The following is a 20,401-nucleotide window of genomic DNA, read 5'->3' on the forward strand; positions in this document are numbered from 1 at the left end:
TCCATTTAGCCATTTAACCAAATTCGTGTAATTTTGCGGCAGTTCAATATTTACTAAGACTTTACACTATGGAGGCGGCTGCTTTATACTTTCGCTTTAAAGATAACCTGGCAACTATAGTTGCAGCACTTAACAGCAAACTGGAAGTGCGCACCATGCCCTACAATGTTTCTATTCCGCTGGAAGTGGACCTGCTGAGCAACATATTGCGCATCTATGGCCTTAACTTTACTTCGGCAACTACAGGCGCTGCCAGGCTGCAGGATTTCCAGCAATGGTACATGCAGAACGAGGAAGCGGTGAACGAAGTAATGCACCGCGTGCTGGAAGATAAGAAGGCCTATATGAAAACGGCGACCGGCGTTATTCTGCAAAAAGAAATGCTTTACAGAAGGCTGGAGTTTTTTAAGGAAACGGCGCACACCCTGGAAGTAATGATGGTACAGCAAAACCTGGGCAGCCCGAAACACCACAACTACCCGTTCCTGAATAAGTAACAGAGACTATAGTTTATACTACAAAGGCCGGCAATTTTATAGTTGCCGGCCTTTGTAGTTTTAAGGAGTTTATAGTTTACTTCCGTATAGTGGTGTGGCCATCTTTGGAGTGTTCCAGGTTAAGTTCTCCTTTTGGCTCTTCTTTCATTTCCGAATCAGCCTGGCTGCCTACGCCACCTTTGGCTATAGTTATCCCGCCATCAACCATATAGGTAGCACCTGTTACATACGATGCCTCGTCTGATGCCAGGAACAGGTAAACATTGGCCACTTCTTCGGGAGTACCTCGGCGGCCCATAGGAGTAGCTTCTTTCATCATTTTCACCATTTTGCTATCCATCGGGCCGGTGCTTTCGTGGGTCCAGGCGGTATCTATAGGGCCGGGGCCAACTATATTGCAACGCACGCCAAACTGTGCCTGCTCTACGGCAAGGCCACGCATAAACGCATGTATAAATCCTTTGGTGCCGCCATATGGCGTATTTTGCGCAATCCCTAACACACCCGACTCCGAGCCCGCCGAAACAATATTGCCTTTGGTTTTGTGTAGCTCCGGTAATGCTGCTTTGCTCATGACAAAAGCCGTTTTCACGTTGTTCTTCAGCATGTATTCAAAAGCTTCCTCCGAAAAGTCCTGCAGCATGTTTACTTCCGGAAAAACGCCAGCGTTGTTTACCAGTATGTCCAGTTTCCCGTATTGGCTCACAGCCGTTTCCACGCAGCGCTTCGCATTGGCTTCCGTCGAGATATCAGCAGTAAATGGCAGGGCCGTTCCTCCCTCCTTCTGAATCTCTTTTACTACTGCCTCCACCGGGTCTTCGGGGAAGCCGGCAACGACAACACTTGCACCCTCACGGGCAAACTTTTTACAAATGGCTTCGCCGATTCCTGAGCCGCCACCGGTTACAATAGCAACTTTACCTTTTAGTCTGTCTCCCATAGTTTATTAAGTTTAGATCGATAATAGAACATGTACTTCATTAACGGACGTGGTACCGGCTTGTTCAGGATTTATAGTGCAGTGAATACGATACCATTTCAACTATAAAGCGTAAGAAGGTACAAGTATCAGTTTAAACCCGACACTCAGTACAATTCATATGAGTCTATTATTTAATATTTTACCCGAGTCTCTGGAAGAAAGGCTGGAGACGGCACACCTTATCCTGAGACCCTACCAGGAAGGTGATGAAAATGATTTTATGCGTGTGCTTAAGGAAAACACGAGCATCTTATCCCCGGCATTTAGTGGCAGAATAGCTCGGGTAAAAGCGCTGGAAGATGCCCGTATACAAATGCAGCAGCTCCGCACCGACTGGGACAACCGTAAAACCTTTGACTTCGGTGTCTGGACGAAAGCTGACAATACTTACCTCGGTGACATTGCTCTTAAAAATGTAGATCATAAAGTACCTAAAGCGGAGATCGGCTTATACTTTACTGGCTGGCCCGAAACCAAAGAACTGGTACAGGAAGGATTGCAAACGATACTCAACTTTGCATTTGATGCCCTTCAGCTGAATAAGGTTTATATCCGGTGTACTGCCAGCAATAAATTTTATGGTGAGTTGGCTAAAGAAAATGGATTTGTGGAAGAAGGAACCCTGCGCAGCGATTTTAAGGGAACCGACTCCGAAGAACTGCACGACCTGACCTATTTTGGAATGACGCGCGACGACTTTGAAGCGCAACGCAACCAGCATAAATCCAAAAGCTCAACAGAACTGGTGTAGTTAACTATAGAGCTGTAACTATACTCAAAGCGATCAAAACTATATTCAGCAGATGTAAGTTACCGGTGTTTTCTGATGGCTATAGTTAGGGCCATCTACTAAGAAGCTTTGTAACTATAGATTAACTGAAACTTTGCGGCTGCAATCCTAATATTATTAGCATATCGTAAATAGTTGTTTAAGTTGCAGAACTACCTTTGCCAGAATCGCCTTTAGAACAACCTGTTGCTTTATACTATAGTTACCCATAAAAAACTTTTGAAAACAGGAAGAAAAAAGCATAAATAATGGGACAAAAGCCCGGCAGGTTATGTTAAGAACAGACAGCAGCAATCAGCTAAAATAATTAGCAAAATATAGGATAACATTTTTGCATATTGGATCTGAAAGTTGTAATTTCACAATCAAATTAAGCTAAATAAGAAAGAACACATGAGTGTAAGCAACGAAAAACTTAAAGCCCTGCAGCTAACCATCGACAAGCTCGACAAGACTTACGGTAAAGGCACTGTAATGAAGCTTAGCGACAACAAAGTAGAAGACATTCCTGCTATCTCTACAGGGTCTCTTGGGTTGGACATAGCTTTGGGTATTGGCGGTTTGCCACGTGGCCGTGTTATTGAGATCTACGGTCCTGAATCTTCTGGTAAAACCACGCTTACTATGCACGCTATTGCCGAAGCTCAGAAAGCTGGTGGCCTGGCAGCATTTATTGACGCAGAGCACGCTTTTGATAAAGCATATGCCGAGAAACTTGGCATTGATACAGAAAACTTATTAATCTCTCAGCCGGATAACGGTGAGCAGGCCCTTGAAATCGCTGATCATCTGATCCGTTCAGGCGCTATTGATATTATCGTAATTGACTCAGTGGCTGCCCTGGTACCGAAAGGTGAACTGGAAGGCGACATGGGTGACAGCAAAATGGGTCTTCAGGCTCGTTTGATGTCGCAGGCACTTCGTAAGCTGACAGGTACGATCAACAAAACAGGATGCTGCTGTATCTTCATCAACCAGCTTCGTGAGAAAATTGGTGTGATGTTCGGTAACCCTGAAACAACAACCGGTGGTAACGCCCTTAAATTCTACGCTTCGGTACGTCTGGATATCCGTCGTATTGGCCAGATTAAAGAGGCTGCCGATAACATTACCGGTAACCGTACCCGTGTGAAAGTTGTGAAGAACAAAGTAGCACCTCCGTTCAAAGTGGTTGAATTCGATATCATGTACGGTGAGGGTATTTCTAAAGTAGGTGAGATCCTTGACCTTGGTGTGGAACTGAACATTGTACAGAAGTCTGGTTCATGGTTCTCTTACGATGGCAACAAACTTGGCCAGGGCCGCGATGGCGTGAAGCAAATCCTGCTTGACAATCCTGAACTAATGGATGAGATCGAACAAAAGATCAGAGCCATTGTAAAGGGCGAACCTGAAAAAGTAGCTGAAGTATTAGAAGATAAATCTGCTGACAGAGGCGAATGAACACTATTCAGTGAACTAAAATAATAAAAAAGGTGCTATAGTAATGGCACCTTTTTTATTTTAACTGCATCAAAAAAAATAAGTTAAAGTATTAACTTGCAATGCATAACACAGTATAAAAAACTATAGTACAGGTTGTAGGTGCACGTAATGTAAGTAACAAAACAATCTGAGCTAACTGCTTGAGCAAACTTAAATTCGGGTAAAACGGATAGAGTTGGTATGAAAGTTGAATAAAGCATACTAGTAATGCAGACCCTTATAATGAAGAATATGAAGAAGTTTACTCCTGTCATCCTTCTGCTTGTGATCGTACTTTCTGCCTTTTCTATGAAAGACAGCATGCGTACTATCCGTAACGAAAGCTTTTCGACTGGCGAGATACTTAAATATAAAGTACACTATGGCCCTATTACAGCAGCCGAAGCAACTATAGATGTATCTGACCAGCTACATACTATAAATGGCCGCCCCAGCTACCGTGCAACCGTATATGGCCGCACGAGCAGCTCCTTCGATATTTTTATGAAAGTACGGGATACATGGCAGTCTTATATAGATACGGCAGCTATAGTACCGCACCGTTTTCACCGCAGTATTGAAGAAGGCAGTTACCGTAAGAAAGAAACAGTTGATTTTAACCACATCAGTAATACAGCTGCTGTTAAAGTAAAGCGCAAGAAAGACCCGGAAAAGACCAGCACGCACAAGGTATCTGATAACGTGCAGGATATTGTAAGTGGTTTTTACTATTTAAGAACGCTGAACTATGATGGCATGCGCAAAGGCGATAAGCTGACCATAAAAGGCTTTTTTGAAGAAGAGAACTTTGACATGGAAGTTACTTACAGAGGCCGCGAAACAGTAAGCACAAAAGCCGGTAAGATAAAAGCAATTAAGCTGGTACCTAAAATGCCGGCAAACGAATTGTTTAAAGGTGAGAATGCCATTACAGTTTACCTCTCTGATGATGATAACAAAATACCTGTACTGATTCAGGCAGAAATGTTTGTAGGGTCAATAAAGGTTGACCTATACGAATTCAGGAACCTGAAACATAAGCTCGTCGCGAAGAAATAAACAAAAAAGCCAGCCGAAACGCTGGCTTTTTTGTTATACATAATGGCAGCTATGTTAAGAAAAGGTTATCATTTACCTATCACTGAGCAGTTTGCCCGAAACATAGTACCTTTACAATAGCAAAAGAATACCAGCTATAGTTTATGTTCGCAAGCAACTATAGTTACAGACAAAATATACGGTAACCTAAAGCGTCAAAATCGTGCAAACTGCATCTAGATACAAGATACTGATCGTGGACGATGAGCCCGATATAGTGGAATTGCTGCACTACAACCTTACCCGCGAAGGCTACGAAGTGGCACAGGCGGATAACGGCAAAAGAGCCATAGAAGTAGCACAGGCTTTTAAACCGGATGTGATACTGATGGATGTGATGATGCCTGTGATGGACGGAATAGCGGCCTGCAGGCAACTGCGCGAAATGAACGACTTTAAACAGACACACATCATTTTCCTGACAGCCCGCGCCGAAGAATTTTCGGAAGTAGCTGCTTTTGATGCCGGCGCTGATGATTTTATTACCAAGCCCATAAAGCCTCGCGCCCTTTTAAGCCGCCTGGCTGCTATTGCCCGTCGCGATGCGCAGCAGGACGAGCAGGAACAAACCATAGATATAGCAGGCCTTAAAATAGACCGCACCAGCTTTGCGGTATATAAGGGCGAGCAGAAAATAACTTTGCCTAAAAAAGAATTTGAGCTGCTGGCTTTCCTGGCCTCTACACCAAACAAAGTATTTACCCGCGAAGAACTGCTCAACAACATCTGGGGCAGCGATGTGTATGTAATTGCCCGAACGGTGGATGTACACATCCGGAAAGTGCGTGAAAAAGTAGGCGAAGACCACATCAGAACTATAAAAGGTGTTGGCTATAAGTTTAACACCGACTAAGCTGCATGAACCTGAACTCGCGTACCCTTACGTTGCTTATTTCATTGGCGGTGGCTTTGGTGCTTACCGCCTTTTTGGCGTTAGCTACTTACTTCTCATCAAGAGGGCTTATAGTTGCGCTGGTGCTGGTTTTTATCAGCTGTTTTCTGCTGGTGTATTTCTCATATGAGGCGCTGGTACTCCGCGAGATCAAAAATGTATACTCCAGCCTGGACCGCATCAGGCGCCAGGACCCTAAAAAAGCAGAAGGCCGTTCTTTTTTTACCGCCGACCCTTTGCTGAAAATAAAGAATGAGATCTACGAGATAGCAGCAAAGAAACAGCTTGAAATAGATGAGCTGAAACGATTGCAGAAAATGCGGAGCGAGTTTCTGGCCGATGTATCGCATGAGCTGAAGACACCCATATTTGCAGCGCAGGGTTTTATACACACCTTGCTGGATGGTGCTTTAGACGATGAGAATGTTCGTGATAAGTTTCTGCAGAAGGCTGCCAATAGTTTAGACGGATTGGATACGCTGGTGCAGGACCTGATCAGCATTTCGCAGATGGAGAATGGTGTAATTAAAATGCAGAAACGCAATATCGACATTATACCGGTTGTGCAGGAAGTATTTGAGCAACTGGAATGCAAAGCAGCGGAGCGTAAAATTACACTTCACCTGGAAGCACAGCCAGGCGAACATATTAACCTGCACGCTGACCCTAACCGCATCAGGCAGGTATTTATCAACCTTATAGATAACGCCATAAAGTATGGCCGTGAGGGTGGCAACATCTGGGTATCGTTTACAGAAGGGCGTAAAAAATATACCATAACTGTTAAAGACGACGGCAAGGGAATAGCGGAAGAACACATTAACCGTATCTTCGAGCGTTTTTACCGGATAGATAAAAGCCGCGCCCGCACAGAAGGAGGCTCCGGCTTGGGTCTAGCCATTTCCAAACACATCGTAGAGGCACACCGCTCCTTTATAGCCATTACCAGTACAGTTGGCAAAGGCTCTACCCTACGTTTCAAGCTGCTCAAGGCTAAGTGATTGCTGGTTGCTAATGGTTGATCGTTGTTTTGCCAAAGTCTGATGCCTTTTTCTAAGTTTTGCCAACTATAGCGCTGTTGAACTGCACCCATTCAACCACCACCATGTAGCAATTCAACCATTCAACAATTTTATGAGTATCTTTGCAGAATAAATGGCCTGGCAAACGATAGCTGCGCTCTGTAAAGTAGATTACACATGAAATACCCGGTTTTTAAAGACCTGATCATATTTGAGAACGAAGACTACATTGTAGTTAATAAACCGCCTTTTCTGGCAACATTAGAGGACAGAACACCCAACACCACCAACCTGCTCAAAATTGCCCGCCAGTACAACCCTGACCTGCAGGCCTGCCACCGCTTAGATAAGGATACATCCGGCTGTCTGGTGTTTGCCAAAAACCCGGAAGCTTACCGCCATCTGTCTATGCAGTTTGAGCACCGCCAGGTTTATAAGGTGTATCATGCTGTGGTTTGGGGTACTTTTAAGTTCGAGGATCAGCTGGTAAGTAAAGCTATATTGCCTAATGCCAAAGGTGTTGCCAAGCTTACACCTCAGGGTAAACCCGCCGAAACGTATTTTACTACTTTAGAGAATTATAACCGCCATACACTGGTAGAGTGCCTGCCTGTAACTGGTCGTCTGCACCAGATACGCGTGCACCTGGCTTCGTTAAAAGCACCTATAGTTGGAGATTCGTTGTACGGTGGCGAAAATTTGTACCTAAGTAGCCTCAAGCGCGGCTATAACCTGAAACAGCAGACAGAGGAACTACCCTTGATCAAGCGTTTCGCCCTGCACTCGCATACTATAGGTTTCAGGTTGCTGAACGATGAGCCGGTGAAGATAGAAGCTCCATACCCGAAAGACTTTGCTGTATTAGTAAAGCAGCTCAGAGCGCAGTAATATTTCTGACAAAGGATTTTAAAGACAAAGGACAAAAGAGGCAACTATAACTCTTTTGTCCTTTTTGCTTTTTTGTATGAATCAGGATTTACAGGATTTTAATGAATCAAAAGGATTGCTTCTTCTCTCTTTCGGACAAGAATGTCCGAAAAAGCACATATACATCAGCCCTAGAAACTATTTTGTCCTTTTTTAACTAACCAACCCGCAATACAATCTTCCCAACGTTCTTATTCTGCTCCATGTAGCGGTGGGCTTCGGCAACATCTTCCCAACTATAAACGGAGTCTATTACCGGTTTTAGCTTCTCTTCTTTAAAAAGTGGCAGGGCAATCTGGGAGAGGTCTTTTGTGAGTTCCTGCTGGTAGGCTTTGGTCCGCGAACGGAGCGTGGAGCCCATTACCTGCAGGCGTTTGGTTAATATCTTGCGCAGGTCTACTTCCGATACTTTTCCGCCACCTAAGCTGGCGAGTATCACCAAACGACCATCCAGGCGCAGGCAATCAAGGTTCTGGTTAAAGTATGGGCCTGCTATAAAATCAAGTATAACATCCACCCCTTCACTGTTGGTATAGGCCAGCACTTCATCCTCAAACGGTACTTCTTTATAGTTAATGGCTTTGTGTGCGCCCAGTTCTTTGCAGGCATGCAGTTTCCCTTCCGAGGCAGTTACCAATACTTCGGCTTTAAGTGCGCGGGCGAGCTGTATGGCAGCCGTACCAACACCACTGGCACCTGCATGGATCAGCACGCGCTCGCCGTGGCGTAGTTTGCCCAGCCATACCAGCGCCTGCCAGGCTGTTAAAAATACTTCGGGTATAGCAGCTGCTTCTTCAAAGCTCAGGTTCTCCGGAATGGGCATTGCCATTTCTTCGTTAATGACAGCATACTCCGCATAGCCACCGCCGGAAAGCAACCCGAAGACCTTATCGCCTTTCTGATACTTTGTACAGTTAAAACCAGCTTCTTCTACCATGCCAGCTATCTCTAACCCAAGTAAAGGGCTGGCACCCTTGGGTGGCGGATATTTGCCTTGTCGCTGCAGGGTATCGGCGCGGTTCAAGGCGGTGGCGTGTACTTTTACCAGCAGCTCGTAAGGGCCAGGCAATGGCTTTTCGTAGTCGCCAACTATAAGTTGTTCGGGTCCGCCGGGTTGTTTTACAAGTATGGCTTTCATAGTTTTCTGGGATGATGTATACTTACCTACTATAGTTTTCAGTAGCTTGTTTTTATTCTCTTCGGATAGCTTCTACGGGGTTAAGTTTTGCGGCCCGCATGGCAGGGTACGTTCCGAACACGATACCGATAACAATGGCAACTATAGTTATAACTACGAATGTATCGAGGGTATAAGCGGCCTGGAATGGCACATCGGTCAGGGCTTTAACGATAGGCACAATACCCAGCGTAGCAAGCACGCCCAGCACTAACCCCAGGAAACTACCGAACAACGATACAGTTACCGACTCGGCCAGGAACTGCATCAGGATATCGCGTTTTTTGGCTCCCATAGCTTTGCGCACACCAATTTCTACGGTTCGTTCGGTAACTGATATCAGCAACACATTCATCACGCCGATACCACCAACTATAACCGAAATGCCTACAATCATACCCATGATCACCCGGAACAATAAAAAGCCTTTAGCGGCCTGTTCTACCCTGCCTTCGTTGGTCATCACTCTAAAATCAGTACTGTCTTTGGCGACATTCGTTTTCAGCCATTGTTCGACATCTTGCTTAAAAGCCTGCACCTGCTCCACGTTGTCCACTTCAAAAATAACACGCGGCGGATCGGCTTTTAGCTCTTCATCTGTAAACAAGCTAATGGGAAGGTAAACTTCTGGACTCTCCTGCTTTCTGGGCTGTAGCACCCCGATTACTTTTACCTCTTTATCTTTATAAGTTATAGTTTGGCCAACTATAGTTTGCACCGAATCTTTACCTGCTGCCTGCTTAGCGAACACATCATTTACAAAAGCAACAGAAGCACTAGCAGCAACTTCTTCAGGTGAGAATAATCTGCCGGTTTTTATAGTTGCAGCTGTAGGATGCACAGCGTTTATGCCCTGCACTGTAGCTCCCACCTTGCTGCTGTCCGGCAACAGTACTTCGCTGTTTTGAATAAATTGTATGTACCCTGTGGCCGGAATAGTCATGGCTTCATCAAAAGCCCTAAAGCGCTCATAGTTCAGGTAGCCGTAACTTTCTTTCTGCAGACGCACATTGTTTACACGCTTATAAGTTTCGTTCTGCACCATTACGGCCTTCAGCGATGTGGTAGTCGTTATCTGGTCGCGGGCAAACTTCTCCATGCCATCTATCAGCGAGAGCACGGTAACCAAAGCCCCAACACCTATTACAATGCCAAGTATTGACAGCAAGGTATGAAACAACCTGGTGCGGATGTTATGAAGCGCCAGCGCGAATGAGTTGAGTATCTTTTTGAGCATGGATTTATAGTTGAGAAGAAGTCAGCTTTAACACAGATAATACCCCTCTCCCTTGCAAGAAAGCCCCTACCCAGAGGGAATTTCTGTAAAAGCCTGATTCCTCTCCTAGGAGGGGCAGGGGTGGGTTAGTACATCTGCCTAAATTTAAAATCGCAATCCTGGTTTAATAATTATAGTTGGCTTCGTAGCGATTGGCCAGATAAGGTACAGATTTTTCAACTATAAACACACTTGGGCTACTCTCCCACATTAGCTTCAAAATTATTTCACCCTAAAACCCCACTCTACTCCCTAAAGATCAACATACTAAAATAATTACGAAACTTTCGTAGCTTTTATTACGAACATTTCGTAACTATACGAAAACATCGTAATACTATGGAAAAGCTTACCCAACAAGAAGAAGAGGCAATGTTAACTATCTGGGAAACCGGCGGCGGTTTCATCAAAGATTTTCTGGAACAAATGCCTGAGCCAAAGCCACCTTATACCACGCTGGCATCTACGGTTAAAAACTTAGAGAAAAAAGGCTTCCTGGAGAGCGAGAAACTGGGTAATACTTACCGCTACATGCCCCTAATAAAAGCCGAAGACTATAAAAAGCGCTTCATGAAAAGCTTTGTGGGCGATTACTTTAAAAACTCTTACAAAGAGCTGGTGGCCTTTTTCGCCCAGGACAAGAAAATAAGCGCCGAAGAGCTAAAGGAGATTATTAACATGATCGAGAACAAAAAAACCGAGTAGCCATGCCTGAACTGCTTTTATACTTACTTAAAGTAAATGTGGCGCTGGTACTGTTTTACCTGGCTTATCATGTTGCGCTCCGCAGGCTCACATTCTACCACCTTAACCGGCTTTTCCTGGTGTTTGGGATTGTGTTCTCTACGATGCACCCACTTATAGACTTATCGGAGCTGTTTGCAGGCAACCAGCCAATTGCCAATGCCTACCTTGTAACTATACCAGCCTGGGCCCTAACCGGACAAACTATAACGCAAACCCCAACCTTCGATTACTGGCAGCTTCCGGTATACCTTTTCTGGGTAGGAGTTATAGTTATGCTGATGCGGTTTATAGTTCAGTTTATATCGCTCTACAAAATTCATAAAGTGTCGGAACCTGCCAACTACAAAAGCATCGGTTTCAGGCAGGTTACAACTATAAGCCAGGCCTTCTCTTTCTGGCAAACGATTTACATTAACCCGGAGCAGCACAAGCGCGACGAACTGGAACAGATATTACACCACGAACTGATACATATTACCGGCTGGCATACTATAGATGTGCTGCTGGCCGAACTGAGCACCGTGTTCTACTGGTTTAACCCGGGCGCGTGGCTCATGAAAAAAGCTGTGAAAGAAAACCTGGAGTTTATTGCCGACCAACAGGTGGTAGATGCCGGAATAGATAAAAAAGAATATCAATACCTTTTACTGAAAGTTGTAGGCGCCACGCAACCTCAGATTGCCAATCAATTCAATTTTCCATCACTAAAAAGAAGAATTGCCATGATGAACAAAATGCCTACCCCAAAAGTGAGTCGGCTCAGGTTGCTGATTGCCTTGCCCCTTGTTGCCGTGTTGCTGGTTGCCTTCCGGAGCGCTGCATCCGAAATTGAAGCTATAACCAACAATACAGAAACTGAAATACTGCAGCAGAACAACGACAAGATACTTCCAAAAGAACTTGCAGAACATTTGAAGAAAAACGTTGCCATAAAAAATGTACGCGGCCGGGTTATTGACGGTAAAAAAGCGGTTATTATAAGCCTGAAAGGCGGCGGCACTGAAGTATATTACCTTGCCGAAGAAGCAAGTATAGCTGAACTGGAGCGCAAATATGGTTTACCTGAACTTCCACCTCCACCTCCACCAGCACCAAATGCTCCAGATGCACCTCCTGCGCCACCGGTTGCAGAAGATGAAGTACCTTATATATTTACTATAGAAGATGTTTCATACTATAAAAACAACTTGCCAGCCGACTATAAGGCATTTCTGAAACGTAACCCACAGGTAAAGCAGTTAGGCTGGAAGTTTAGCGACAAAATTGATTTTAACTTAGAGTCTATAGTTATCTACCTTAAGAATGGCAAAGTAGAAACCTATGATTTTAACCAGAACCCACACATACCAGCAGTAGAAGCAAAGTATGGCCAGTTGCCCAAGCTTCCGGCTCCGCCACCACCGGTGCCAGCCAATGAGCAGCTTCCTGCGCCGCCTCCTCCTGTTAAACAGGAAAACAAACTGGAAGTGGATCTATCTGATGGCGTAACTTATTATATAGATGGCCTGGAAGACAAACTCGGTAACTATAAAAAGTTAGATCCTGATCAGATCCATAGTATCAATGTATACAAAAAGGAAAGCGCCGAAAAAGTATTTGGAAAGAGTGCAGCTAAGGGTGTGGTCTCGATCATAACTACGAAGAACAAAGACTCCAGACAGGTTCAGGAATTCCAGCAAAAATATCCTGCACTACCACCACCGCCTGTGAAGGCCAAATCCACTATAGATAAAAGGGAGACATCTGCAACCAGGCCTGTAAAAAGAAACTCATATGCTCAAATAGACACTCTGAACGGCACAGCCGCACAGATCAGGAAAGTGCTTTATGAGAGGCAAAAAGCTGGTGAACCACCTGTTGATAATCTTATCCTATTCACTAAAAACAGCAAAGGCGAAGGAATAGATGTTTTCGCAGAGCTAAACGGGACTAAAATTGAGAGTGTAAAGGTTTTGGCAATAGCCAACTAAGCATAACTTATGATGCTTTCATACCTTCCGGTCTATTTGCTTCTTAACCTCCTGGTTTATAGTTCAAATCAGGAGGTTATTACAGCCACACCTACCCGAGACACCAACTCCAGAATTTTAGCACAGGTAAGTAAAAGGCTCAGCGAACTGACGGCTATCAGCTACCAATATAAAAGAGAGCTGAATTACGCGTCGGAGGATTATTTTCATGAACTGGTAGTAGACACCTATCTCGAATTTACACCAACTGATAACAACTTAGGCTTCCGGTACCAAGCAGATGATGAGCAGCATTTTCAGGTCAATAATGGATCAGAAATATTCATCCTCAACAAGAAAAGCAAAGCAGCAATTATAGACAGGAAACCAACACTGAACAGTGTTCAGCATGCATCGTTCTTATATAACTCTCCGGTTACATTGCGCCACATGCTGCCTCAGATACTTAAGGACAACGCCGTTTCCAAGACTATAACTGATACTACGCTTAACGGCAACAACTATCACGCTATCAGCTTTGAGTTAAAGGATAAAGCCATGAATAATGTCAGTGGGTATAGAGAACTGGCAGGCGTAACTATACGATACCAACTGCTGATAGACCCGACGAACTACTTCCCGGTGGAGGTACTACAGCGCAACAGCCTGAATAATGATTTTATCAAAACCCGCTTTACAGCTATAGATTTTGCGCCCGCTACACCTTTAGTGGATTCCTGGCATTACTCCAGCTACTCGGGAGAATACAAGGTCAATACTCAGACCAGCAAAAGTAAGCCTGGAGATAAGGAGGAAGTAGTTTTAAAAGTAAACGATACAGCAAAAGACTTTAACCTGAACATGCTGGATGGCACAACCATAAAGCTGTCTAAGTTAAAGGGGAAAGTGGTGCTGATCAATTTCTGGGCTACCTGGTGCGCTCCGTGCCTGTTGGAGTTTTATGACTTCCCTTCTAAGATAATTGAACCCAACAAAGATAATGACTTTGTACTGCTGCCCATCTCAAGGGGAGAAACGAAAGAAACAGTAGCGAAGAAGATGGCGGACCTGAAGAAAAAAGGTATCGGCTTTCCTGTAGGAGTTGACCGCGATGAAGTAATCTGGAGGCAGTATGCTACGGGCGGCATCCCCCAGAATTTCCTGATAGATAAGAATGGCGTGATCAGATATGTTTCTGTAGGTTACGGAGAGGCTAATATAGAAACACTGGCTAAAGAGATTCAGAAACTACTAAAAGAGTAAAGGCATCCAGAATTCATCTATAAAACATAACCTATAGTTTGTCGCAGAACAGCACTATAAACTTACGTGCTGTTCTGTTTTTATAGTTGTACCTTTACCTATAACCTACTGTGTGGTAAGTGTAAACCATAGATGCGGGCTATAGTTCACAAAAGCTATTCTACTGATTATCGGTATTTTATAAAGTGCTGTTGCATATAAAATAAAGACTTACTATCTTTGTGACCATTTTCGAATTTCCGAAAGAAAAATAGTTATCAATAAATAAATCGCTTACTACCACCAAAAATGGATCATTTAAGTTATAAGACCCTAAATGTCAGCAAGAAGACAGCCAACAAAGGCTGGGTGATTGTTGATGCAGGGCAAGGAAGCTTGGGTCGCGTGGCGTCTGAAATCGCCAAGATCCTGAAAGGCAAGAACAAGCCTTCGTACACGCCAAACGCTGACTGCGGTGACAACGTGATCGTTATCAATGCTGATGACACTCGTTTCACAGGTCGCAAGTGGGATCAGAAATACTACCTGTCACACACTGGTTATCCAGGTGGTCAGAGAAGAATTTCTCCACGTGAGCTAAAGGCTAAATCATCAACGCTGCTCGTAGAGCGCGCAGTTCGTGGCATGTTGCCTAAAGGCCCACTAGGTCGCGAGCTATTCCGTAATCTTCATGTTTTTGCAGGTAGCGAGCATCCATTTGCAGCTCAGCAGCCTAAAGAATTAACCTTCAACATCTAATAATTAATGGAAGTTATCAATACATCCGGTAGAAGAAAAACCTCGGTGGCACGTATCTATATGACGGCCGGGCAAGGGAATATCACTATTAACGGTAAGGATATCAAGGCGTACTTCCCTAACGAAGTACTGCAAACTATAGTAAATCAGCCGTTTCAAACCTTAGATCTGATTGGCAAGTACGATGTTACTGCTAATTTAAAAGGTGGTGGTGTAAGCGGCCAGGCTGAGGCACTAAGACTTGCTATCTCTAAAGCCCTGGTAGTTGAGAACGCCGAGACTAAGTCAGTTCTGCGTAAAGAAGGTTTCGTAACCCGTGACCCTCGTATGGTAGAGCGTAAGAAGTTCGGTAAGCGTAAAGCACGTCGTTCATTCCAGTTCAGCAAACGTTAATATTAAAGGTGTATCAACAACATGGCAAGTACTAATTATAAAGAATTACTGGAAGCTGGTGTACACTTTGGACACCTTACCAGAAAGTGGGATCCGAAAATGGCTCCGTATATCTTCATGGAGAAGAACGGCATCCACATTATTGACCTTAACAAGACGTTAGTTGCGCTTGATGAAGCTACTACAGCTATCAAGAACATCGCTAAGTCTGGCCGTAAGATCATGTTCGTAGCTACTAAAAAGCAAGCGCAGGACATCGTTGCGGAAGAAGCAAAGCGTCTTAAAATGCCTTACGTTACCGATCGTTGGTTAGGCGGTATGCTTACTAACTTCGCTACTGTGCGTAAGTCTCTTAAGAAAATGTCAACCATCGATAAGATGATGAAAGACAACACGGCTTATGCAGCTATCGCGAAGCGTGAGAAGCTTATGCTATCTCGTGAGCGTGAGAAACTGGAGCGTGTACTTGGTGGTATCGCAGATTTATCTCGTCTACCAGCTGCTCTTTTCATCGTTGACGTAAAGCGTGAGCACATCGCAGTTAAAGAAGCACACAAGCTTAACCTGCCTGTTTTCGCTATCTGCGATACTAACTCAAACCCTGAGTCAGTAGACTTCCCAATTCCTGCGAACGATGATGCTTCAAAATCAATTTCCCTGATCGTTTCTATCATGGGTAAAGCGATTGAAGAAGGTCTTTCTGAGCGTAAGGTTGACAAAGAAGAAACAGAGCGCAAGCGTTCTGAAGACGAAGGCATCAAGGCTAAACAAGAAGCTGACGAGCAATAAGAACTTGTTCATATTGCAACCATATCAAACTGAACATTGGGCAAGCTGCTTCAATGTTCAGTTTGTTTTAGGGGTTGGGGGATGTATAACTTATGTTAAACCATACGCCTCCCCTGCTACAGAAATTCTTAATTATTAATTCGTAATTCATAATTATAAAAATCATGGCTATTACAGCACAAGACGTTAACAGACTTCGCCAGGAAACTGGTGCTGGTATGATGGACTGCAAAAAAGCGCTTACAGAAGCAAACGGCGACTTTGAAGCAGCTAAAGATATTCTGCGCAAGCAGGGACAAAAAATTGCCAGCAAACGTGCTGACAACGAAACTTCTGAAGGTATTGTATTAACTCAGGTTACTGCTGATGGCACAACAGGTAAAGTTGTTGCTATTGCCTGCGAAACTGAGCCGGTATCTAAGGTAGAAGACTTCAGAAACCTTGCACAGGCAGTTTTAGAGGCAGCTGTTTCTACGAACGCTACTTCTAAAGAAGAATTACTTGCTACGCCACAGGCTGATGGCCGTTCTCTTCAGGATCACATCACTGACCTGATGGGTAAGATCGGTGAGAAAATTGATGTAGCATCTTACGAGACTATCACTGCTGAGAAAGTTGTAGCTTACAACCACTCTAATGGTAAATTAGGTGTACTTGTTGGCCTTAACAATACAAACGGTACTGATGTAACTGAAGTTGGTAAAGATATCGCTATGCAGATCGCGGCTATGAAGCCAATCGCGTTGGATAAAGACGGTGTTGATGCAGCTACTGTAGAGCGTGAGATCGAGATCGGTAAAGATCAGGCACGTCAGGAAGGTAAGCCAGAAGCCATGCTTGAGAAAATTGCTCAGGGTAAACTGAACAAGTTCTACAAAGAAAGCACGCTGCTTAACCAGGAGTTCGTTAAAGATTCTTCTTTAACAATTTCTCAGCTTCTTGAGAAGACCAGCAAAGGCTTAACAGTTACTAACTTTAAGCGTGTAGCTATCGGTGGTTAATTAGCCCCAAAGCATATAAATAAAAAAGCCCGCTGATAAAGCGGGCTTTTTTTATGGCTACTTTTAACGTCTCTGCTATGGTGCGTTTATGCACTATAGGTTTTGTTGGTGGAAGAAATTTTTATTCTTTAATGGCAAACTCACTTTCAATGTTTAGGCTTCCTTGATTGTTAGAAATCTGTGGAGGAACATCAAAGGTGAGTAGTTGTTCCTTACTCATTAAGTTTGTTCCCTTTTGAAAATTATTCCCATTTATAGTCACTGGCCCTTCATACCAACAATCAAAGAAATTAACAAAATCATGAAATTCGCTATTTTTAATAATTATAGAGCTTCCTAATTGATTATGTCCACCAGCTTGGAAGTCAAGGTAATTATCAAAAGTGCAGTTTTCAATAATTAAACCACCCAAAAAATAAGTAAACACAAACTGACAGTTCTTAAATCTAGAATTTAGAAGTTTAACAGGCGATTTAAACTGGCTAACACTTCCAGAAAAGCTTTCAATTATGCAGTTTTCAATCACTACATCCTTATCCCAAACGTCACTAATCTCTATTTTTACTTCCCCTTCTACATATAAGTCCGATAATGGCTTTCCTTCATTGAGTAAGTCCATTGCTCTTTCAGATATAATGTTGTGGGAAGGTTCAGTCATACTTTTCTATTACCACCAACTAGCAGATAAACGTAATAACGTAAGCGAACTTACCCATTCCTTCTCACTGTACTCACAAACGCATCGCGCATATCAACGAAGCGGTTTACCACAGCTTCAATAAATTCATCGTCCAGTAAGGCGATAGCACCTTCGTCACCATTTACTTCGGTTTCTTCAATTTTATAGAGCTGCTCCAGGTTAGCTTTCTCCAGTTTCAGGATATACTTTCCGTTATAAGAATGTAAGGTGATCTTTACATGTGGGTTTGGGATGTCTGCTACTACTCTCATAGTTTATATGTGCTGTTTAGTTAGTTATGTTAATGTTTAAATCGGGACAAGAATAACCCACCCCTACCCCTCCGAGGAGGGGAATTAAAATTCACTCTTTTGTCTTTTGTCTAAATATCCTTTGTCTATAGTTACTCTTCGTTAATAGCAATGCCCATCAACTGCATAAGCTTGCTGGCGTTAAAGCTACCGCAAATGCCGCGCTGCAGTTTATAATCGAAGAGAATTTTATCGCCTTCTATTGTGCTATTGAAACTATAGTTCTCTACACTACCTTTTAGTTCTTCTTCCATCTCGCCAAGTTCCAGGTCGTGCGTCGAGATCATGCCGGAACTATAGCGGTTATGCAATTGCCTGATCAATGCCATCGCGCCTAAATGTCTGTCACGGGAGTTGGTGCCTTTCAGTATCTCATCCAGCAGATAAAAGACTGGTTCGCCCTGTTCCGTCATATTCAGCAGTATACGCAGGCGTTTCAGTTCGGCATAAAAAGAAGATGTACTTTCAGCAAGATTATCTACAGTGCGCATGGCTGTATACACCTGAGCAGGAGCAACGCGCAAGCTGCGGGCACAGACCGGCGCACCGGCAAAAGCCAGCACCATATTAATACCTACTGTCCGCAGGAAAGTAGTTTTGCCAGACATGTTAGAGCCGGTAACTATAATAGTGTGCCCTACTCCCTGCATCGAAAAACTATTAGCAATGCGCTCTGATACAAAAATAAGCGGGTGCGCCAGTTGCTCCGCTGTAAATTCAAAAGGAACGTCGCTGATCTCCGGGATGGCATGTGTAGGGTTCGCGTACTGGTGCGCAGCTATGCTGGCTATAGTTTCGAAATTGGCCAGCACATCCAAAGAGCCTTTTACCTGCTCCAAGTAACGGTCACGCCAGTTCTCCAGCCGGTACATCCACAGGAAATCCCACATCAGGATCGTGTTCAGGAAAAAGGCCATGAGCGTGCTCAGCCTGTACGAAAAGAAATCGATGATGGTAGCCAGTTTGCCTAATGCTACGGATGCCCTTACGTTACCTACGTGCAGCTGCTTTTGTAAATCAACGAGCATCGGGGCATGGAACTGGTGTTGTTCAATATGCTGCAGCTGCTGGGTATAGCTCTGCATGGCTTCGTAAATAGCAATGCTGTTGTCGTAAAATGCATCCCGCTCTACCCGAAACCGGTAAGCCAGCAGTGATTGCACTACCAATAAGCCAACAGCTGGATAACCGGAGTAACCATAAAACCACGCAACTATAGCCACCAGCGTAACTATAGGAACTATAAAAATCAGGGGCTTCAGGTAGGTGTGTTTGCTGTAGAAGCGGTTCTCCTGTAGCCAGGCAAAGAAATCCGCCTTACTTTCCTGTATGTGCTTATAGTGTCGTGGTGTTGCCAGCAGGTTTTGCAGCCAATCTATAGCAGTAGTGCCGGCAAGCTCAGCCAAAGCCTCCTGACGGTGTAAAATCTCCGTTTTAGATGCTCTGTGTTGCAGCCAGGCGGCCAGCTTTGCTTTGCCTATAGTTGTAACAGACCGGTTTATAAGCTGAAAAAGTGAGTTTGACCCAAAAATATCGAGGTCAGAGGTATACGGGTGATGATCATCTGTAAATTCGCGTCCGCTTTCGAGTTTACTGATGTTACCTTTCAGGCGGTCCAGTTCTTCGTGGTTAAGTTCGTGGAGTAAGCTCAGGTGTTGTCGCTGATACTCCAGGCGGGTGTGCCAGCGCATGACAACTACAAAAAGCATATACCCGACAACTATAGCCAGGGCGCCCAGCAAGTTGTTACCGGTACTAAAGAAATGGTAAGCTGCTGCAGCGCCGGCCACAAACAGGAACACGCGCAACCACGACACTCGAGATGCCTTGCCTGCGGCTATAGTTTCCTGTTGCTTAAAATCGGTTGCCCGGGAACTATAGATCTCTGATGGATTATGCTGCATGTGTTAGATAGTAGCGATACACTTCAGTTCAATAGCAATTGGTGTTGGCAGGCTGCTGATCTCTACCGTAGTGCGGCAGGGTTGGTTATCCTTAAAATACTCAGCGTAAATGCGGTTATAAGTCGCAAAGTCAGCTTTCATGTTCGTCAGGAATACGGTAACATCAACCAGTTTATCCCAGCTGGAGCCGGCATCTTCTAAAATATATTTTACATTCTGAAACACAGACCGACATTGAGTCTCGATATCATAAGAGGTAATGTTACCGGCTTCATCGAGCTCTACGCCAGGTATCTTTTTAGTGCCACGCTCGCGGGGGCCAACGCCAGACAGGAATAACAGGTTGCCTACTTTGCAGGCATGCGGATATAGCCCGACAGGTTCCGGGGCTTTTGATGAATTAAGTATCTCGTTTTGATTTGCCATAGTCAAATATAAGCAATGTGGCTATTATACCCTACCTAAACGCAAAGAGCCGGCGCTTGGCCGGCTCTAAACTATA

21 protein-coding genes are annotated in these 20,401 nt (G+C 44.2%); 14 read left to right on the plus strand and 7 right to left on the minus strand.

Translation table 11 applies throughout. The features are described 5' to 3' along the window. The first annotated feature begins 68 nt into the window (after nucleotides 1-68). Nucleotides 69-497 carry a hypothetical protein gene (locus KYK27_RS03045; RefSeq protein ID WP_199108575.1) on the plus strand — a complete coding sequence of 143 codons (429 nt, stop codon included), beginning with the start codon at nucleotides 69-71 and terminating at the stop codon, nucleotides 495-497. A gap of 76 nt (nucleotides 498-573) precedes the next feature. Here the strand turns inward: KYK27_RS03045 and KYK27_RS03050 are convergent, their stop codons facing one another. After that, a complete protein-coding gene (locus KYK27_RS03050; protein WP_199108576.1) occupies nucleotides 574-1,437 on the minus strand; it encodes an SDR family NAD(P)-dependent oxidoreductase in 864 nt (287 codons plus the stop codon). Between the two features lie 160 nt (nucleotides 1,438-1,597). Here KYK27_RS03050 and KYK27_RS03055 point away from each other — a divergent pair, with 160 nt between their 5' ends. The 6 genes from KYK27_RS03055 to KYK27_RS03080 all read left to right on the plus strand — a co-directional run bounded on the left by KYK27_RS03055 (nucleotide 1,598) and on the right by KYK27_RS03080 (nucleotide 7,633). Further along, nucleotides 1,598-2,230 (plus strand): GNAT family N-acetyltransferase, encoded by a 633-nt coding sequence (locus KYK27_RS03055; RefSeq protein WP_199108577.1) that lies wholly within the window; start codon nucleotides 1,598-1,600, stop codon nucleotides 2,228-2,230. Between the two features lie 432 nt (nucleotides 2,231-2,662). Further along, nucleotides 2,663-3,712: a recombinase RecA gene (gene recA / locus KYK27_RS03060; protein ID WP_162427652.1), complete on the plus strand. Its 1,050-nt coding sequence runs from the start codon at nucleotides 2,663-2,665 to the stop codon at nucleotides 3,710-3,712. 249 nt (nucleotides 3,713-3,961) lie between these two features. Then, nucleotides 3,962-4,792, plus strand: coding sequence for a DUF3108 domain-containing protein (locus KYK27_RS03065; RefSeq protein WP_233150225.1), 831 nt, complete (start codon nucleotides 3,962-3,964; stop codon nucleotides 4,790-4,792). 202 nt (nucleotides 4,793-4,994) lie between these two features. Then, on the plus strand, nucleotides 4,995-5,684 hold the full coding sequence (locus KYK27_RS03070; protein ID WP_199108578.1) for a response regulator transcription factor: 690 nt from the start codon (nucleotides 4,995-4,997) through the stop codon (nucleotides 5,682-5,684). A 5-nt stretch (nucleotides 5,685-5,689) separates the two neighbouring features. Next, the gene (locus KYK27_RS03075; RefSeq protein ID WP_199108579.1) at nucleotides 5,690-6,724 is read left to right on the plus strand and encodes a sensor histidine kinase; all 1,035 of its coding nucleotides are present in this window, start codon (nucleotides 5,690-5,692) and stop codon (nucleotides 6,722-6,724) included. Between the two features lie 198 nt (nucleotides 6,725-6,922). After that, entirely contained in the window at nucleotides 6,923-7,633 is a 711-nt protein-coding gene (locus KYK27_RS03080; protein WP_199108580.1) for an RluA family pseudouridine synthase, read from the plus strand. A gap of 196 nt (nucleotides 7,634-7,829) precedes the next feature. Here the strand turns inward: KYK27_RS03080 and KYK27_RS03085 are convergent, their stop codons facing one another. Further along, nucleotides 7,830-8,810: an NAD(P)H-quinone oxidoreductase gene (locus KYK27_RS03085; RefSeq protein ID WP_199108581.1), complete on the minus strand. Its 981-nt coding sequence runs from the start codon at nucleotides 8,808-8,810 to the stop codon at nucleotides 7,830-7,832. A 52-nt stretch (nucleotides 8,811-8,862) separates the two neighbouring features. Beyond that, nucleotides 8,863-10,086 (minus strand): ABC transporter permease, encoded by a 1,224-nt coding sequence (locus KYK27_RS03090; protein WP_199108582.1) that lies wholly within the window; start codon nucleotides 10,084-10,086, stop codon nucleotides 8,863-8,865. Between the two features lie 378 nt (nucleotides 10,087-10,464). On the opposite strand from KYK27_RS03090, the gene KYK27_RS03095 reads away from it, so the two are divergent. From KYK27_RS03095 to tsf, 7 genes are all read left to right on the plus strand, one after another. Beyond that, the gene (locus KYK27_RS03095) at nucleotides 10,465-10,830 is read left to right on the plus strand and encodes a BlaI/MecI/CopY family transcriptional regulator (protein WP_199108583.1); all 366 of its coding nucleotides are present in this window, start codon (nucleotides 10,465-10,467) and stop codon (nucleotides 10,828-10,830) included. A 2-nt stretch (nucleotides 10,831-10,832) separates the two neighbouring features. Beyond that, nucleotides 10,833-12,842, plus strand: coding sequence for a M56 family metallopeptidase (locus KYK27_RS03100; protein ID WP_199108584.1), 2,010 nt, complete (start codon nucleotides 10,833-10,835; stop codon nucleotides 12,840-12,842). Between the two features lie 9 nt (nucleotides 12,843-12,851). Beyond that, a complete protein-coding gene (locus tag KYK27_RS03105) occupies nucleotides 12,852-14,084 on the plus strand; it encodes a TlpA family protein disulfide reductase (protein WP_199108585.1) in 1,233 nt (410 codons plus the stop codon). Nucleotides 14,085-14,372: 288 nt separating this feature from the next. Then, nucleotides 14,373-14,822 carry a 50S ribosomal protein L13 gene (gene rplM, locus KYK27_RS03110; RefSeq protein ID WP_199108586.1) on the plus strand — a complete coding sequence of 150 codons (450 nt, stop codon included), beginning with the start codon at nucleotides 14,373-14,375 and terminating at the stop codon, nucleotides 14,820-14,822. 6 nt (nucleotides 14,823-14,828) lie between these two features. Further along, nucleotides 14,829-15,215, plus strand: coding sequence for a 30S ribosomal protein S9 (rpsI, locus tag KYK27_RS03115; RefSeq protein ID WP_162427663.1), 387 nt, complete (start codon nucleotides 14,829-14,831; stop codon nucleotides 15,213-15,215). A 21-nt stretch (nucleotides 15,216-15,236) separates the two neighbouring features. After that, nucleotides 15,237-16,004 (plus strand): 30S ribosomal protein S2, encoded by a 768-nt coding sequence (rpsB, locus tag KYK27_RS03120; RefSeq protein WP_199108587.1) that lies wholly within the window; start codon nucleotides 15,237-15,239, stop codon nucleotides 16,002-16,004. Between the two features lie 164 nt (nucleotides 16,005-16,168). After that, complete coding sequence (gene tsf, locus KYK27_RS03125) at nucleotides 16,169-17,005, plus strand: translation elongation factor Ts (RefSeq protein ID WP_199108588.1); 837 nt, start codon at nucleotides 16,169-16,171, stop codon at nucleotides 17,003-17,005. Nucleotides 17,006-17,126: 121 nt separating this feature from the next. On the opposite strand, the gene KYK27_RS03130 is transcribed toward tsf, so the two are convergent. From KYK27_RS03130 to KYK27_RS03145, 4 genes are all read right to left on the minus strand, one after another. Next, nucleotides 17,127-17,663, minus strand: coding sequence for a hypothetical protein (locus tag KYK27_RS03130; RefSeq protein WP_199108589.1), 537 nt, complete (start codon nucleotides 17,661-17,663; stop codon nucleotides 17,127-17,129). A 50-nt stretch (nucleotides 17,664-17,713) separates the two neighbouring features. Continuing rightward, entirely contained in the window at nucleotides 17,714-17,956 is a 243-nt protein-coding gene (locus KYK27_RS03135; protein WP_199108590.1) for a hypothetical protein, read from the minus strand. A 131-nt stretch (nucleotides 17,957-18,087) separates the two neighbouring features. After that, on the minus strand, nucleotides 18,088-19,899 hold the full coding sequence (locus tag KYK27_RS03140) for a MutS-related protein (protein ID WP_199108591.1): 1,812 nt from the start codon (nucleotides 19,897-19,899) through the stop codon (nucleotides 18,088-18,090). A 3-nt stretch (nucleotides 19,900-19,902) separates the two neighbouring features. Further along, nucleotides 19,903-20,325, minus strand: coding sequence for a RidA family protein (locus KYK27_RS03145; RefSeq protein ID WP_199108592.1), 423 nt, complete (start codon nucleotides 20,323-20,325; stop codon nucleotides 19,903-19,905). Nucleotides 20,326-20,401 lie beyond the last annotated feature (76 nt).

This window comes from Pontibacter populi (genome assembly GCF_019336435.1).
GTDB lineage: Bacteria > Bacteroidota > Bacteroidia > Cytophagales > Hymenobacteraceae > Pontibacter > Pontibacter humidus.

Excerpts from the sequence above, each read along its gene's own strand:
- KYK27_RS03055 (WP_199108577.1), top strand. The coding sequence starts at position 1,598 with ATGAGTCTATTATTTAATATTTTACCCGAGTCTCTGGAAGAAAGGCTG.
- KYK27_RS03075 (WP_199108579.1), top strand. The coding sequence starts at position 5,690 with ATGAACCTGAACTCGCGTACCCTTACGTTGCTTATTTCATTGGCGGTG.
- KYK27_RS03100 (WP_199108584.1), top strand. The coding sequence starts at position 10,833 with ATGCCTGAACTGCTTTTATACTTACTTAAAGTAAATGTGGCGCTGGTA.
- rpsB (WP_199108587.1), top strand. The coding sequence starts at position 15,237 with ATGGCAAGTACTAATTATAAAGAATTACTGGAAGCTGGTGTACACTTT.
- KYK27_RS03090 (WP_199108582.1), bottom strand. The coding sequence starts at position 10,086 with ATGCTCAAAAAGATACTCAACTCATTCGCGCTGGCGCTTCATAACATC.
- KYK27_RS03105 (WP_199108585.1), top strand. The coding sequence starts at position 12,852 with ATGATGCTTTCATACCTTCCGGTCTATTTGCTTCTTAACCTCCTGGTT.
- KYK27_RS03145 (WP_199108592.1), bottom strand. The coding sequence starts at position 20,325 with ATGGCAAATCAAAACGAGATACTTAATTCATCAAAAGCCCCGGAACCT.
- KYK27_RS03045 (WP_199108575.1), top strand. The coding sequence starts at position 69 with ATGGAGGCGGCTGCTTTATACTTTCGCTTTAAAGATAACCTGGCAACT.
- rpsI (WP_162427663.1), top strand. The coding sequence starts at position 14,829 with ATGGAAGTTATCAATACATCCGGTAGAAGAAAAACCTCGGTGGCACGT.
- KYK27_RS03050 (WP_199108576.1), bottom strand. The coding sequence starts at position 1,437 with ATGGGAGACAGACTAAAAGGTAAAGTTGCTATTGTAACCGGTGGCGGC.
- KYK27_RS03085 (WP_199108581.1), bottom strand. The coding sequence starts at position 8,810 with ATGAAAGCCATACTTGTAAAACAACCCGGCGGACCCGAACAACTTATA.
- KYK27_RS03140 (WP_199108591.1), bottom strand. The coding sequence starts at position 19,899 with ATGCAGCATAATCCATCAGAGATCTATAGTTCCCGGGCAACCGATTTT.
- KYK27_RS03095 (WP_199108583.1), top strand. The coding sequence starts at position 10,465 with ATGGAAAAGCTTACCCAACAAGAAGAAGAGGCAATGTTAACTATCTGG.
- KYK27_RS03130 (WP_199108589.1), bottom strand. The coding sequence starts at position 17,663 with ATGACTGAACCTTCCCACAACATTATATCTGAAAGAGCAATGGACTTA.
- recA (WP_162427652.1), top strand. The coding sequence starts at position 2,663 with ATGAGTGTAAGCAACGAAAAACTTAAAGCCCTGCAGCTAACCATCGAC.
- KYK27_RS03065 (WP_233150225.1), top strand. The coding sequence starts at position 3,962 with ATGCAGACCCTTATAATGAAGAATATGAAGAAGTTTACTCCTGTCATC.
- KYK27_RS03135 (WP_199108590.1), bottom strand. The coding sequence starts at position 17,956 with ATGAGAGTAGTAGCAGACATCCCAAACCCACATGTAAAGATCACCTTA.
- rplM (WP_199108586.1), top strand. The coding sequence starts at position 14,373 with ATGGATCATTTAAGTTATAAGACCCTAAATGTCAGCAAGAAGACAGCC.
- KYK27_RS03080 (WP_199108580.1), top strand. The coding sequence starts at position 6,923 with ATGAAATACCCGGTTTTTAAAGACCTGATCATATTTGAGAACGAAGAC.
- tsf (WP_199108588.1), top strand. The coding sequence starts at position 16,169 with ATGGCTATTACAGCACAAGACGTTAACAGACTTCGCCAGGAAACTGGT.